We start from the raw sequence: 15,250 nt of genomic DNA, 5'->3' as shown, positions 1-15,250 counted from the left end.
CCAGTCAGTGGCCCACACGCCAGCCTGCCGCAGACGCAGCAGGCCGCGAGGGACAGGATTCAGGTACGCAGGGGTTTGATGTTCATCGCCCGATTGGGCACGAAGGGGTAGTTGGTTTTCAGGCCGCCCGGGCGGCTGTTCCAGTGCGGGATCAACACCAGCGCCGAGAACATGGCGCAGCCGGCGAAGACGATGAACACGGTAACGGTGTCGAAGTAGCCCGGCAGCAGCCCGCCGAGAATCGCCCCGACCGAGCCGCAGCCGTTGACGAAACCGGCTGCCGTGGCGCCGGCCTTGGCGGTGCCGAAGTCGATGGCCGCCGCGCCGCTGATCATCGAGTCCGGTCCGTAGAGGGTCAGGCCCATGACAAACAGCAGTGCCACCACCAGGACCACGCTGCCGGTGTGCAGGGCGCCCATGAACAGTGCCAGAGACACCGTCAGCGCCAACAGGCTGAGCACGCAAGCGGGCATGCGTCGGGCGCCGAACAGTTTGTCCGAGGCCAGGCCAATCATGATTGGCCCCAGCAACCCGGCAAGTTCGAACGAGGTCGGAATGATCGCCGCACCGACCTTGCCCACCGAAGGCATCTGTTCGAAGACGATCACCGGCCCCCACAGCAGAATCGCGTAGCGCGCCGGCTTGAGCATGAAGTACGCCAGCCCCAGCACCAGCACCGTACGGTTGCGCAGGATTTCCTTCAACGGCTCCCACATGCTGATTTTGCTTTGCGCGTCGGCCTGTTCGGCGGTCAGCTCAGGTTCCGGCTCCACCGCCGGCAAGCCGACGTCTTCCGGTTTGTTGCGTTGGAAAATAAAAAACAGCACGGCGACCAGCCCAACCACCGCCGCACTGGAAATGAACGCCGCATGCCAGCTGCCGATGAGCGTGTACGCCCACCAACCGGCAAACGGCGAGGCCACCAGACCGCCAAAGGCGTAGCAGGAACTCCACAGGCCCAAAACCCGTCCGCGTTGCTCGGAGGGAAAGAAGCTGCCGAGGTTCTTGCACAGCCCCGACCAACCAGTGGACTGCGCCAGGCCTTGTATCAGCATGCAGGTAGCGAAAATCGGTAAGGTTGCAAAGTTGCCCATCACCAGCGCCGCACAGGCGGAAATCAGCAACCCGCCCAGTACCACCACCCGTGGGCCGAAGCGGTCGGCAAGAATGCCCCAGGTGAATTGGCCGACGGCGTAGGCCGTCAGGTAGATGGCGTCGAGGTTGGCCATGGCCATTTTGTCGAGCATGAAGGTCGGGTCTTCGGCGATGCCGAGCTTGGCCACCGAGAAGGCTTTGCGGGTGAAGTAAAACGCGGCGTAGGCGAGCCAGGTGATCGCGAAGATCTGCACGCGCCAACGCTTGATGGTGCCGATGTGCTTGTTCATTGTGATTCTGACCTCAGGGTGTGAGTGTGCCGGCAGAATTGGAATAAAACGCCTGTTTTTTTATTGTTGAGCACTGCGGTATCGCCCTGTCCCTACGGCGGATACCGGTCAGATGAGTCCTGTTATTGCACGCCCAGGCTCATGGCACCCGCTGCTGTTCGACTGACCGGTCAGCGGGGCTGAGGTGGATAAAAACAATTACTGATTAATAAGTGAAATCGATTTATCGTATTTCAAATATAAGGTCAGCTTGTTACTGGAGATTGCCATGTCGGTTTCCCACGCCCAGCTCAAAGCGTTCCACGCCGTGGCGGTCCATGGAAGCTTTACCAAAGCCGCCGAGCGGCTTTTTCTGACGCAACCGGCGATCTCCGACCAGGTGCGCAAGCTCGAAGAGCGCTACGGTGTCTTGCTGTTTCACCGCAACAAGCGCTCGGTGCGCCTGACCGATCTGGGCGAGCGCCTGTTGAGCGTTACCCAGCGGCTTTTCGTGATCGAGGCGGAAGCCCAGGAACTGCTTCAGGAGTCCCAGGCCTTGCAGACCGGCAGCCTGATTCTGGCGGTGGACGCACCGGTGCATGTGCTACCGCAGATTGCCCGGTTCTGCGAACGCTACCCCGGGATCAGCGTGAAGATCGAAACCGGCAACACCGATGAGTCGCTCTTCCGACTGTTCAACTACCAGGCCGACCTGGCGTTGCTGGGTCGTGACGTCAGCGATGATCGCCTGATCTCCCTGCCCCTGCGTAACGACCCGATGGTGGCGTTCGTGTCGCGCCATCACCCGTGGGCCGACCGCGAATCCATCACCCTCGCGGACCTCGACGACACGCCACTGGTGCTGCGGGAAATCGGCTCGGTGACCCGACAGACCCTGGAAGAGGAAATGCAACGCGCCGGGTTCCGCATTCGCCCGGCGATTCAGGTCGAGGGCCGGGAGGCCGCACGGGAAGCGGTGGTGGTCGGGATCGGGGTGGGCGTGGTGTCGGCCGCCGAGTTTGGTGCGGACTCCAGGGTTTGCGCGCTGCCGATTACCGATTGCGAACGACGACTGACTGAAACCCTGGTGTGCTTGCGCGAGCAGAGTTCGCGGCGGGTGGTGGCGACGTTTCTGGAGATGGTGCGCGAAAGCCTGGTGTAGACAGGTCCGGCCCCTTCGCGAGCAAGCCCGCTCCCACAAAGATGGCGCTGAACCTGTGGGAGCGGGCTTGCTCGCGAAGGGCGCGCCTCGGTCTATCTGACCGGCGCCAACCCGAAAAACGCCTGAATCAAGCGTAAATCCCTGCGCCGCTCCATGCACCCGATCATGTGCCGGTTCACCAACCCCTCGCCGATGATCGGTACCGCCGCCACTCGCGGGTCGTGGCTGACCTCCACCGACGACACCACCCCCACCCCCAGTTCGGCGGCCACCGCCTCGGTCACCGCTTCACGGCTGTCCAGTTCCAGCAACACCCGCGGATTGACCCTGGCCTGGGCGCAAGCCTCATCGAAGGTGCGCCGGGTAATCGAACTCGGTTCGCGCAGCACCATGATCACCTGATCCAGCTCCCTGAGCTGCACGCCTTTGGTCTTCTGCGCCCAGGGATGCCCGTCGGGCACCAGCGCGCAAATCCGTGATTCGTTCAACGCTTGCAGATGCAAGCCCTTGCGCGGCTCGACCTCGGTCAGCACCGCCACGTCGGCATGCTCGGACAGCAGCGCCGCCAGGGTTTCCTGGGCGTTGCCCAGACGCAGGTTCACCGTGATCCCCGGATAACGCGCGCGCAGGCTGGCGAGCATCGGCATGACCATGTGCGGACCGTCCGCCGCCACCTCCAGACGCCCGGTCAACAATTGCCGGTTGGCTTCAAGCATCACCTGCGCCTCTTCGGCCAGGCCGAACATCGCCCGGGTGATGGCCGCCAGCTTGGTGCCCTCCTCCGTCAGCTCCACTCGCCGGGCGGTGCGGCGCAGCAGGGTGATCTGGTAGTGCTCCTCCAGGGCCTTGATGTGCCCGGTAACCGCCGGCTGGCTGATAAACAACCGCGCCGCCGCCCGGGTAAAGCTGCCTTCGCGCGCCACGGCATCGAAGGCGCGGAGCTGAAACAGGTTCATGAATAACCCTCACTGATGGCTGGCATAACAACAAACAATTTGATTGATATCACGGCAAATTGCAATTTAAGCCCCGTAGCTTCATCCCATCGATTGCGAGGACATGAGAATGAGTACTGCCGAACCCATCCTGCTCACCCCCGGCCCATTGACCACTTCGGCCCGCACCCGTCAGGCGATGATGATCGACTGGGGTTCATGGGATGACCGCTTCAATCAATTGACCGCCAGCCTCTGCGAGCAACTGCTGGCAATCGTCAACGGCGCCGCTACGCACCACTGCGTGCCCCTGCAAGGCAGTGGCACCTTCGCGGTCGAGGCAGCGATCGGCACGCTGGTGCCTCGGGACGGCAAGGTTCTGGTACTGATCAACGGCGCCTACGGCAAACGCCTGGCGAAGATCTGCGAAGTGCTGGGCCGCTCCTTCAGCACCTTCGAAACCGCCGAAGACGAGCCGACCACCGCCGCCGACGTCGACCGCCTGCTGCGCGCCGATAACGGCATCACCCACGTCGCCCTGATTCACTGCGAAACCAGCACCGGTATCCTCAATCCGCTGCCGGAAATCGCCGATGTGATTGCCCGGCACGGAAAACGCCTGATCATCGACGCCATGAGTTCCTTCGGCGCGCTACCGGTAGACGCGCAACAGATTCCGTTCGACGCGCTGATCGCTGCCTCGGGCAAATGCCTGGAGGGCGTGCCGGGCATGGGCTTTGTCTTTGCCCGCAAGGAATCCCTGGCCGCTGCCGCCGGCAATTCGCATTCGCTGGCGATGGACCTGCAGGACCAGCACGCCTACATGGCCAAGACCGGCCAGTGGCGCTTCACCCCGCCGACCCATGTGGTCGCCGCGCTGCACGAAGCCCTGCTGCAATACAACGAAGAAGGCGGCTTGCCGGCGCGGCACGAACGCTACGCCGCCAATTGCCAGGCATTGATGGAGGAGATGGGCAAACTGGGGCTGCGCAGCTTCCTGCCGGCGGCTATCCAGGCGCCGATCATCGCCACCTTCCATGCCCCGAGAGACCCTCGCTACCAGTTCAAGGAGTTCTACGAGCGGGTCAAGGCCAAGGGTTACATCCTCTACCCCGGCAAGTTGACCCAGGTCGAAACCTTCCGCGTCGGCTGCATCGGCCATGTCCAACCGGCCGAAATGCGCGAAGCCGTGGCCGCGATTGGCGAGGTGTTGCGCGAGATGGAAGTGCTCGACATCTGACCCACACCGCATTCCCTGTGGGAGCGGGCTTGCTCGCGAAAGCGGTCTGACAGCCAACACATTTGTCGACCGACACACCGCCTTCGCGAGCAAGTCGAATCGTCGCACCGCCGCTCCCACCAAAAGCTGCTCTCCAATAGTCAGTTATTACAGGACTTGATCACCATGAACTACGCCAACCCAACCAGACTGCAAGCCGCCATCCTCGACTGGGCCGGCACCGTGGTCGACTTCGGCTCCTTCGCCCCGACGCAGATTTTCGTCGAGGCCTTCGCCGAGTTCGACGTCCAGGTGTCCATCGAAGAAGCCCGAGGCCCGATGGGCATGGGCAAGTGGGACCACATCCGCACCCTGTGCGATCTGCCGGACGTTGCCGAGCGTTATCGCAAAGTCTTCGGCCGCACGCCGACCGACGATGACGTCACCGCGATTTACCAACGCTTCATGCCGCTGCAGATCGAAAAAATCGCCGAACACTCGGCACTGATCCCGGGTGCGCTGGAGACCATCGCCAATCTGCGCCAGCAAGGGATCAAGATCGGTTCCTGCTCCGGTTACCCGAAACAGGTCATGGACAAAGTGGTCGATCTGGCCGCCACCAACGGCTACGTGGCCGATCACGTGGTCGCCACCGACGAAGTCCCGAATGGTCGCCCATGGCCCGCCCAGGCGCTGGCCAACGTCATCGCCCTGGGCATCGACGATGTTGCCGCGTGCGTGAAGATCGATGACACCGTGCCGGGCATTCTCGAAGGTCGCCGCGCCGGCATGTGGACCGTGGCGCTGATCTGCTCGGGCAACGCCCTGGGCCTGGACTACGAAGGTTATCGCGCGCTCGGAAGCGACCAGCTGGACAGTGAGCGCAAGCGTATCCACGCGATGTTCGAAAGTTCGCGCCCGCACTACATGATCGACACCATCACCGATCTGCCGGAAGTGATCGCCGACATCAACAAGCGTCTGGCCAACGGCGAAATGCCGCAATCGAGCTGAAAAACGCCCCCCCCTGTAGGAGCGAGCTTGCTCGCGATGGTGTGTCAGTCGACATCAACGTATCTGACACTCCATCGCGAGCAAGCTCGCTCCTACAAGGGTTTTTCCGTCTATTACCCGAACCAGAGCATCCAGCGGCCAATCGCCTCAGGCAAACCCGGTGAAACAGGATTAAAGTTACCAGACACCGTCAAACAAGAACGGTGGCTTTAAACCGGACCTCTGAGGAATACCGTATGCCGTGGAAAAACTCCGCCTCGCGCTACAGCACCGTATCGATCGCGCTGCACTGGTTGATGCTGGTCCTGCTGGTGCTGGTTTACGCCTGTATCGAGTTGCGCGGGATGTTTCCCAAGGGCAGTGGCGGGCGCACGCTGATCGTCGAATCACACTTCATGCTCGGCCTGACCGTCTTCGTTCTGGTCTGGCTGCGATTGTTCGCACGCAGTCTCGGCCCCGCGCCACAGGTCTTCCCGGCTTCGCCACAGTGGCAAACCACACTGGCCAGGCTGATGCACTGGGCGCTGTACATTTTCATGATCGTTACGCCGATTCTCGGGTGGCTGGTCACCAGCGCCAAAGGCAATCAGGTGATGTTCTATGGGGTCGACCTGCCGATGCCAATCGCGGAAAACAAGGACCTGGCCAGACAACTCCAGGACTGGCACGAGCTCGGCGGCACTATCGGCTATTGGCTGATCGGCCTGCATGCCGCGGCCGCGCTGTATCACCACTACGTGGTGGGCGATAACACCTTGCTGCGGATGATGCCCAAGAGCGTAAACCGCGATAACTGAGGCCACTGGCTCCCACATGAGTTTGCATGTGTGCTTCAGATTTGTGGACTGAACCCCCGTCGCCCCTGCAAACCGCCAGTGTGGACGAAGATCAACCGCGAGCCTCGGGCGAACTTGCCCGCGGCGACTTGTTGTTCGAGGGCCATGAGCGCCTTGCCGGTGTAAAGCGGCTCAAGGGGAATGCTGCCGGTCTGCCCGGTCTTTTCAATGAAGTCGAGCAACAGTTGATCGACCTTCGCGAAGCCGCCGCGACTGGCCGCAAACAGCTCATAGGCCGCATCGACCACACCGGCTTCCTGCACGATCCGCTCGACCTGCTGCGCCACCCCATGATCATCCGGCACCGCCAGGGCGCCGTACACCGGATGATCCCCCGCTTCGGCCAGCACCAGGCCAGCCAGCGTCGTGCCGGTTCCGCAGGCCAGCCACCAGCCGTCGTAATCGCTCCAGCCCAAGCCCTGCAATTGCGCGCATACGGTAGCTCGCAATGGCATGCAACCCTGGGCGCCAGGCAAACCACCTCCCCCTTCAGGCACCGGATGCAATGTCGGATACCGAATTTGCCAGGGTTGCCAGAAACCCGCTTCATGTCGCGCCCTATAGCCGCCGTAACCCAGCCAGTGCAACTGCATGCCGAACGCCTGCAAGTCTTTGACCGTCGGGGTTTCCTGAGGATGCCCGCGTAACAGGCCGACGGTGGAAAAGCCGAAACGCTTGCCCGCCGCCGCCAACGCGTGAAGGTGATTGGAGTGTGCTCCACCGAGGCTGATGATGCCTTCGGCACCCAGGCGGTCGGCGGTCTTCAGGTGTTCGACGAGCTTGAACCATTTGTTGCCGCTGATCAGCGGGTCGATCTGGTCCAGACGCAGGATCGCCACTTCGATGCCGGCGTCGGAGAGCCAGTCGAGGTGAAGGCGTTCGAGGGGAGCCTGGGGGAGCCAGGTGGTGGGAGGGAGAAGCATTGACGCCGGATCCGAGTAGGGAACCAGCATCTTAACAGCCTTGAGGACGCCTTCGCGGGCAAGCCCGCTCCCACAGTGGATTTGTGTCGTTCACAAAACCCACGAACAACGCAATAACTGTGGGAGCGGGCTTGCTCGCGAAAGCCATTGGCACGCTGGACCTGCGTATTACAACTGCGCCGCCAACCGCGAACCCTGATTGATCGCCCGCTTGGCATCCAGCTCTGCCGCGACATCCGCGCCGCCGATCAGGTGCACGTTCTGCCCCGCCGCCACCAGGCTTTCATGCAATTCACGCAGCGGGTCCTGCCCGGCGCAAATCACGATGTTGTCCACTGGCAGCACCTGCGGCTCGCCGGTTTCGCCGATGCGGATGTGCAGGCCTTCGTCGTCGATCTTCAGGTATTCGACGTTGTTGAGCATCTGTACCTGCTTGTTCTTCAGACCGGTGCGATGAATCCAGCCGGTGGTCTTGCCCAGGCCGTCGCCGACCTTGGACTTCTTGCGTTGCAGCAGGAATACCTCGCGGGCCGGCGCATGGGGTGCGGCCTTGACACCGGCAACACCACCGCGTGCCTCAAGGTGCGTATCGATGCCCCACTCTTTCCAGAACGCGGCGCGATCCTGACTGGTAGCCACGCCTTGATGAACCAGGAACTCGGAGACGTCGAAACCGATACCACCGGCACCAATCACCGCGACACGCTTGCCGACCGGTTTGCGCTCCAGGATCACATCCAGGTAGCTCAACACCTTGGCGTTTTCCACACCTGCAATCGCCGGCACGCGCGGCGCAATGCCGGTGGCCAGGATGATCTCGTCATAGCCGCCCTCGACCAGCCGGGCCACGTCGACGCGGGTGTTCAGGCACACCTCGACGTTGGTGGTCTGCAGCTTGCGGTTGAAGTAGCGAATGGTTTCGTAGAACTCTTCCTTGCCCGGAACGCGCTTGGCGATGTTGAACTGACCGCCGATTTCGCTGGCCGAATCGAACAGCGTCACCTGATGGCCACGCTCGGCCGCCACGGTCGCGGCGGACAAACCGGCAGGGCCGGCACCGACCACGGCGATTTTCTTCAGCTGTTGCACGGGCAGGTAATTGAGTTCGGTTTCGTGGCAGGCACGCGGGTTGACCAGGCAACTGGTCAGCTTGCCGCCGAAGGTGTGATCGAGGCAGGCCTGGTTGCAACCGATGCAGGTGTTGATTTCATCGGCGCGACCTTCAGCGGCCTTGTTGACGAAATCCGGGTCGGCGAGGAACGGCCGCGCCATGGACACCATGTCGGCATCGCCCTCCGCCAGGATCTGCTCGGCGACTTCCGGCGTGTTGATGCGGTTGGTGGTGATCAGCGGAATATTGACCGAACCCCGCAGCTTGGCCGTGACCTTGCTGAACGCCGCGCGCGGCACTTTGGTGGCGATGGTTGGAATCCGCGCTTCGTGCCAGCCGATACCGGTGTTGATGATGGTCGCCCCGGCCTGCTCGATGGCCTTGGCCAGTTGAACGATCTCTTCCCAGGTGCTGCCGCCTTCGACCAGGTCGAGCATCGACAGACGGAAAATGATGATGAAGTTCGGGCCGACCGCTTCACGCACGCGACGGACGATTTCCACCGGCAGGCGCATACGGTTTTCGTAACTGCCGCCCCAGCGGTCGGTACGGTGGTTGGTGTGGGCGGCGAGGAACTGGTTAATGAAATAACCTTCGGAGCCCATGATTTCCACACCGTCGTATTCGGCGGTTTGTGCCAGTACCGAGCAGGTGACGAAATCGCTGATCTGCTTCTCGATGCCCTCCTCGTCCAGCTCCTTGGGCTTGAACGGGTTGATCGGCGCCTGGATCGCGCTAGGCGCAACCTGTTTCGGACTGTAGGCATAACGACCGGCATGGAGGATCTGCATGCAGATCTTGCCGCCTGCGTCATGCACGGCACGGGTGACGATACGGTGCTTGAGCGCCTCTTCTTCGGTCGTCAGCTTGGCCGCACCGGAATACACGCCACCTTCATCGTTCGGGCCGATACCGCCGGTGACCATCAGACCGACACCACCACGGGCACGTTCGGCAAAGTACGCCGCCATGCGTTCGAAACCACCCGGTTTTTCTTCAAGGCCAGTGTGCATCGACCCCATCAGGGTGCGATTGCGCAGCGTGGTGAAACCCAGGTCCAGCGGAGCCAACAGGTGCGGGTAATGAGCGGCGGTCATCGGTAACTCCACATCGAGCGATCACGGAAAGTGCAGGAGCTCTACGGCCCCCATCAATCATGTTCGACAGACTAAGAGTCGCGCCGCCGCCACTCAATGACCGTAACTGACAACTTAATGATCGAAATGAGCAGCGGTAATTGGCAAACGCAGGCATGGGTTTGTGATGAACCACAACCCGGACTGATATGTTTTTTTTCACTCTATTGATTATTGATTTTTATTGTGTCATTTATAGTCCCGCCGATCACAGGACTGATCCACCGCGCCAACCTGGATGGCGGGCACCCGTTTCCCCCCCAATGCCCTCCAAGGAGTCAACAATATGAACAAGACAGAACTTCTAGGTGCTCTGGCGCTGTGCGCTTTCAGCTTCCTGGCACATGCCGACGAAGACAGCCTGCGCATCGGTATCGAAGCCGCCTACCCACCCTTCTCCTTCAAGACGCCGGAGGGCAACGTCAGCGGGTTCGATTACGACATCGGCAACGCCTTGTGCGAAGAAATGAAGGTCAAATGCGAGTGGGTCATTCAGGAATTCGACGGCATGATCCCGTCGCTCAAGGTGCGCAAGATCGATGCCGTGCTGTCGTCGATGTCGATCACCGAAGACCGGATGAAGTCCGTGGACTTCAGCAAAAAGTACTACCACACACCGGGCAAGTTCGCGATGAAGGCCGGCAGCGTGATCAATGACCCTCTGGTAGACCTCAAGGGCAAGAAACTCGGCGTGCAACGCTCCTCCACCTACGATCGTTTTGCCAGCGAGCAACTGGAAAAAGCCGGCGTCGTCGTGGTGCGCTACGGCTCACAAAACGAAGCCTTCCTCGATCTCGCCTCGGGTCGACTGGACGCCACCCTCGCCGACATCGTCAACACCGATGAAAGCTTCATCAAGACAGCCGCTGGCCAGGGCTTTGCGCTGACCGGACCGGACATCAACGACCCGAAATACTTCGGCCGGGGCGCCGGGATCGCCGTGCGCAAAGGTGACACCGTCAACGTTGCGCGCCTGAGTGCGGCGATTGATGCGATCCGCGCCAACGGCAAGTACCAGCAAGTGATGGCCAAGTACTTCGCGTTCGATATCTACGGCGAGTAAGCCTTACCCATAGCCCCGGTGCCGGCCCATTGCAGGCGCCGATTCGGGCTTGTCTTGCGCGCCTCGCGGCGCTCGCTTGAGGAACTTCATCATGCTTCACGGCTACGGATCGAGCATTCTCGATGGCGCCTGGCTGACCATAAACCTGGCCTTGACCTCCATGACCATGGCGATTGCCCTGGGCCTGATCGGCGCGGCCTTCCGATTGTCACCGCTCAAATGGCTGGCCATGCTCGGGGAAAGCTACACCACCCTGATACGCGGCATTCCAGACCTGGTGCTGATCCTGCTGATTTTCTACGGCGGCCAGGATCTGGTGAACCGCATTGCCCTGGCGCTCGGTTACACCCGCTATATCGACATCAACCCCTTTATCGCCGGTGTCTGCACCATGGGTTTCATTTTTGGCGCCTACCTCTCGGAAACCTTTCGCGGCGCCTTCATGGCGATCCCCAAAGGTCAGGCCGAAGCCGGCGTGGCCTATGGCATGAGCGGGGCACAGGTGTTCTGGCGAATTCTGGTACCGCAGATGATTCGTTTCGCCATTCCGGGGTTCACCAACAATTGGCTGGTACTGACCAAATCCACCGCGCTGATCTCGGTGATCGGCTTGCAGGACATGATGTTCAAAGCCAAGAACGCAGCGGATGCCACACACGAGCCGTTCACGTTTTTCCTCGCCGTGGCGGCGCTGTACCTGATGCTCACCAGCCTGTCCTTGCTGGTGCTGCGCCATCTGGAAAAACACTACTCGGTCGGCATCAAAGCCGCCGAACTGTGAGGGGAGCCCGCCCATGATTCTCGACTACAACCTGATCTGGGAAAACCTGCCGCTGTACTTCAATGGCGCCTTGTTGACCCTCAAAGTCCTGCTCATTTCCCTGGCCCTGGGCCTGGTCCTGGCGATTCCACTGGCGCTGATGCGGGTGTCGCGATCGCCGCTGATCAACTTCCCGGCCTGGCTCTATACCTACGTGATTCGTGGCACGCCGATGCTGGTGCAATTGTTCCTGATCTATTACGGCCTGGCGCAATTCGAAGCCGTGCGCCAAAGCGTGCTCTGGCCTTACCTGTCCAGCGCCACCTTTTGCGCCTGCCTGGCTTTCGCGATCAACACCAGTGCCTATAGCGCAGAGCTTCTGGCCGGCAGTCTGAAATCCACTGCCCATGGCGAGATCGAAGCCGCCAGGGCCATGGGCATGTCCCGTCTGACCCTGTACCGCCGCATTCTCCTGCCGTCGGCCTTGCGTCGGGCATTGCCGCAGTACAGCAACGAGGTGCTGATGATGCTGCAAACCACCAGCCTGGCCTCCATCGTCACGCTCGTGGATATCACCGGCGCGGCACGCACGGTCAGCTCACGGTTCTACCTGCCGTTCGAGGCGTTCATCACCGCCGGCCTCATCTACCTGGCCCTGACTTTCATTCTGGTGCGCCTGTTCAAGCTGGCCGAGCGCCGCTGGCTGGCGTATCTGGCACCGCGCAAGCATTAAGGAGCTGATATGGAACACATTCAATACCTGCTGCCGTGGAGCGCTTCGGGCACTGAACGAACGCTGTCGCTGTTTCGTTTTGGCAGCGGACCACGCAAGGCGTACATCCAGGCTTCCCTGCATGCCGACGAGCTGCCGGGGATGCGTGTCGCCGTCGAACTCAAGCGCCGCCTGCTTGAACTGGAAGCACAAGGCCGCCTGACGGGGGTCGTCGAATTGGTACCGATGGCCAACCCGATCGGTATCGGCCAGATGTTCCAGGCCACCCATCAGGGTCGCTTCGAGTTCTCCAGCGGCAAGAACTTCAACCGCGACTTCCCGGAGCTGGCCGAAGCCGTCGCACCATTGCTGGAAGGTCGACTGGGAAATGACGCCGACGTCAACGTCGCACTGATCCGCCGTGCCATGGCCGATGTGCTCGCCGACATGCCGCCACCGGCCTCGGAACTCGACGGCCTGCGCCGCGTGTTGCTGCAGCATGCCTGTGACGCCGATGTGGTGCTGGACCTGCACTGCGATTTCGAATCGATCATGTTGTTGTATGCGATGCCGCAACACTGGCCACGCTTGCAGTCACTGGCCGCGCGCCTGGGTGCCGGCGTCACGCTGCTGGCCGAAGGTGCGGGCGGCAGTGCCTTCGACGAAGCCTGCGCGATTCCCTGGTTACGCCTGACCGAGCTCTTCCCTGAAGCCAATATCCCGCTGTCGTGCGCGGCCACCACCATTGAATTACGTGGCATGGCGGACACCGAACGCGAGCAATGCATCGACAGCGCCCAGGCCATTCTCGGTTATCTCGCAGAGCAAGGCCTGATCAGCGGTGAATGGCCGGCAGCACCGCCGTCCCGTTGTGAAGCGATGCCCTTCGCCGGTGCGCAGTACGCGTATGCGCCGCATCCGGGAGTGGTGAGTTTTCTGCAACCGCTGGGAGCGCAGGTCAAGGTCGGCGACCCGTTGTTCGAAGTCATTGACCCGCTGAACGACCACCACAGCGTAGTGCGCGCCAGCACCGACGGCATCCTCTACGCCCGCGAACGTCTGCGTTTCGCCCAACCCGGTCTGTGGCTGGCCAAAGTCGCAGGCTACACCCCTATTCGCCAAGGCCGCTTGCTCAGCGACTGATGCCAGAGAGTTCAAACCATGTACAAACTTGAAATTCAGGACCTGCACAAAAGCTACGGCGACCACCAGGTGCTCAAGGGCATATCCCTGCAGGCCCAGGCCGGTGATGTGATCAGCATCATCGGCTCCAGTGGCTCGGGCAAAAGCACCTTCCTGCGCTGCATCAACCTGCTGGAGCAGCCCAACGCCGGCAACATTGTGCTCAACGGCGAACCGCTCAAACTTGTGACCAACAAACTCGGCGGGCTCAAGGCTGCCGAGCCCAGGCAGTTGCAACGCATGCGTTCACGCCTGTCGATGGTGTTCCAGCACTTCAACCTCTGGTCGCACATGAGTGCCCTGGAAAATGTCATGGAGGCCCCGGTGCATGTGCTGGGCCTGGGCAAGAAAGAGGCTCGGGAAAAGGCTGAGCACTACCTGAACAAAGTCGGGGTGGCGCACCGCAAGGATGCCTGGCCAGCCCATATGTCGGGTGGCGAACAGCAGCGCGTGGCGATTGCCCGCGCACTGGCAATGGAGCCGGAAGTGATGCTGTTCGACGAGCCAACCTCGGCCCTCGACCCCGAACTGGTGGGTGAAGTGCTCAAGGTCATGCAGGATCTGGCACTGGAGGGTCGCACCATGGTGGTCGTGACCCACGAAATGGGTTTTGCCCGTGAGGTCTCCAACCAACTGGTGTTCCTGCACAAAGGCCTGGTCGAAGAACGCGGCGACCCGCGTGAAGTGCTGGTCAATCCACAGTCCGAGCGTCTTCAGCAGTTTCTGGCCGGGAGCCTGAAGTAGTCCGCTGTTCAACGACCGATTGCTCTGCGCTGCCCTGACCGGGTTGGCTTCAGATACACTCCAGCCAACTTTGTCAGGGCATCAGGCACAGCCCTTCTCCCACCTTCAGGAACCGTTGAGCTGGATATGCCAACCCCATCAAAAGACACCACGGTCTACGCCGCACCGGTCATGCGCAAACTGACGGAAATCGTTTCCGAACTGCCACCGTCACTGCGCAAGGTGGCGGACTTTATCCTGCGTCACCCGTTGAAAGCCGCGACGCTGACCATCGAGGAAATGGCTCACGAAACGTCGACCTCACCCGCCGCCGTCAACCGTTTGGCCAAGGCGTTGGACCTCGGTGGCTACACCGGCATGAAGGCCGAACTGGTCGCGACGCTGCAGCAGATGGTGTCGCCGGTCGACAAACTACGCAACGAACTGGCCCATCGCCCTGGCGGCGCATTTGGCCTGCATGAACAAATCCAGAGCGCCAGCAGCAATCTCGCCACGGCGGCGACCAACAACCACGCCGACACCTTTGAAGCGTTCGTCACTCGCCTGACCACCGCGCGCAAGATTTATATCCTGGGGTTCGGCAACAGTGTCTACTTCGCCGGCCTCGCTGCCTCGACCCTGATGCCCTTCTGCGCCGACGCCACCGCTATCAGCATGGAAGGCGGCAACGAAAATGCCGCGTACCGACTGGCCGCGATCACCGATCAGGACGTGTTGCTGGCGATCTCCCTGCCGCGCTACTCCCTCGACACCCTGCAACTGGCACGTTTCGCCAATGAACGCGGCGCGTCGGTGCTGGCAATTACCGACTCACCCGCCTCGCCGCTCACCAGCATTGCCGAGCATGTGCTGTTTGCGCCTTGCGATCATCCGGTGTTGACCAGTTCCAACATCGCAATGCTCGCCTTGATCGAAGGGTTGGTCGCCGGCGTGATGGCGCGCAACAAAGAGGCGGTCAAACTGGCGACCGAACTGACAGAAAGCGTGATGTCGTACCTGCACATCCCAACCAGCGGTAAACCACCGAAAAAGTGATGCCGTTATCGTTTGGCGATGCCTTGAAAGCGAAACAGGCCGGCTGACAAGTGT

General features: G+C 61.4%; 14 protein-coding genes. 10 read left to right on the top strand and 4 right to left on the bottom strand.

Annotated features, from left to right (window positions below; genetic code table 11):
* Positions 1-59: 59 nt before the first annotated feature.
* A complete protein-coding gene (locus tag ACEN8Q_RS02150; protein ID WP_413428689.1) occupies positions 60-1,385 on the bottom strand; it encodes an MFS transporter in 1,326 nt (441 codons plus the stop codon).
* 268 nt (positions 1,386-1,653) lie between these two features.
* On the opposite strand from ACEN8Q_RS02150, the gene ACEN8Q_RS02145 reads away from it, so the two are divergent.
* Entirely contained in the window at positions 1,654-2,526 is an 873-nt protein-coding gene (locus ACEN8Q_RS02145) for a LysR family transcriptional regulator (RefSeq protein WP_413428690.1), read from the top strand.
* Positions 2,527-2,618: 92 nt separating this feature from the next.
* On the opposite strand, the gene ACEN8Q_RS02140 is transcribed toward ACEN8Q_RS02145, so the two are convergent.
* Positions 2,619-3,482 carry a LysR substrate-binding domain-containing protein gene (locus ACEN8Q_RS02140; protein WP_413428347.1) on the bottom strand — a complete coding sequence of 288 codons (864 nt, stop codon included), beginning with the start codon at positions 3,480-3,482 and terminating at the stop codon, positions 2,619-2,621.
* Between the two features lie 109 nt (positions 3,483-3,591).
* Here ACEN8Q_RS02140 and ACEN8Q_RS02135 point away from each other — a divergent pair, with 109 nt between their 5' ends.
* The 3 genes from ACEN8Q_RS02135 (at position 3,592) to ACEN8Q_RS02125 (ending at position 6,491) form a co-directional block, all read left to right on the top strand.
* Positions 3,592-4,701, top strand: coding sequence for a 2-aminoethylphosphonate--pyruvate transaminase (locus tag ACEN8Q_RS02135; protein ID WP_413428348.1), 1,110 nt, complete (start codon positions 3,592-3,594; stop codon positions 4,699-4,701).
* A 165-nt stretch (positions 4,702-4,866) separates the two neighbouring features.
* Positions 4,867-5,694: a phosphonoacetaldehyde hydrolase gene (gene phnX, locus ACEN8Q_RS02130; RefSeq protein WP_413428349.1), complete on the top strand. Its 828-nt coding sequence runs from the start codon at positions 4,867-4,869 to the stop codon at positions 5,692-5,694.
* 236 nt (positions 5,695-5,930) lie between these two features.
* Positions 5,931-6,491, top strand: coding sequence for a cytochrome b (locus tag ACEN8Q_RS02125; protein ID WP_413428350.1), 561 nt, complete (start codon positions 5,931-5,933; stop codon positions 6,489-6,491).
* Between the two features lie 35 nt (positions 6,492-6,526).
* Here the strand turns inward: ACEN8Q_RS02125 and ACEN8Q_RS02120 are convergent, their stop codons facing one another.
* Both ACEN8Q_RS02120 and ACEN8Q_RS02115 read right to left on the bottom strand, forming a co-directional pair.
* Positions 6,527-7,453, bottom strand: coding sequence for a 1-aminocyclopropane-1-carboxylate deaminase/D-cysteine desulfhydrase (locus tag ACEN8Q_RS02120; RefSeq protein ID WP_413704419.1), 927 nt, complete (start codon positions 7,451-7,453; stop codon positions 6,527-6,529).
* Positions 7,454-7,621: 168 nt separating this feature from the next.
* On the bottom strand, positions 7,622-9,661 hold the full coding sequence (locus ACEN8Q_RS02115; protein WP_413704418.1) for an FAD-dependent oxidoreductase: 2,040 nt from the start codon (positions 9,659-9,661) through the stop codon (positions 7,622-7,624).
* Between the two features lie 325 nt (positions 9,662-9,986).
* On the opposite strand from ACEN8Q_RS02115, the gene ACEN8Q_RS02110 reads away from it, so the two are divergent.
* The 6 genes from ACEN8Q_RS02110 (at position 9,987) to ACEN8Q_RS02085 (ending at position 15,196) form a co-directional block, all read left to right on the top strand.
* Positions 9,987-10,763, top strand: coding sequence for an ABC transporter substrate-binding protein (locus tag ACEN8Q_RS02110; protein WP_413428353.1), 777 nt, complete (start codon positions 9,987-9,989; stop codon positions 10,761-10,763).
* Positions 10,764-10,854: 91 nt separating this feature from the next.
* Complete coding sequence (locus ACEN8Q_RS02105) at positions 10,855-11,544, top strand: ABC transporter permease (RefSeq protein WP_413428354.1); 690 nt, start codon at positions 10,855-10,857, stop codon at positions 11,542-11,544.
* Positions 11,545-11,557: 13 nt separating this feature from the next.
* Positions 11,558-12,256 carry an ABC transporter permease gene (locus tag ACEN8Q_RS02100; protein ID WP_008018917.1) on the top strand — a complete coding sequence of 233 codons (699 nt, stop codon included), beginning with the start codon at positions 11,558-11,560 and terminating at the stop codon, positions 12,254-12,256.
* Positions 12,257-12,265: 9 nt separating this feature from the next.
* Positions 12,266-13,378 (top strand): succinylglutamate desuccinylase/aspartoacylase family protein, encoded by a 1,113-nt coding sequence (locus tag ACEN8Q_RS02095; protein WP_413428355.1) that lies wholly within the window; start codon positions 12,266-12,268, stop codon positions 13,376-13,378.
* A gap of 18 nt (positions 13,379-13,396) precedes the next feature.
* A complete protein-coding gene (locus ACEN8Q_RS02090; RefSeq protein WP_413428356.1) occupies positions 13,397-14,161 on the top strand; it encodes an ABC transporter ATP-binding protein in 765 nt (254 codons plus the stop codon).
* A 126-nt stretch (positions 14,162-14,287) separates the two neighbouring features.
* Positions 14,288-15,196: a MurR/RpiR family transcriptional regulator gene (locus tag ACEN8Q_RS02085; RefSeq protein ID WP_413428357.1), complete on the top strand. Its 909-nt coding sequence runs from the start codon at positions 14,288-14,290 to the stop codon at positions 15,194-15,196.
* Positions 15,197-15,250 lie beyond the last annotated feature (54 nt).

The organism is Pseudomonas sp. Pseusp16 (assembly GCF_047324915.1).
Lineage (GTDB): Bacteria > Pseudomonadota > Gammaproteobacteria > Pseudomonadales > Pseudomonadaceae > Aquipseudomonas > Aquipseudomonas fluorescens_CD.
Note: the sequence above shows the minus strand (reverse complement) of the source record. Positions and strands in the feature narration are given on the sequence as shown.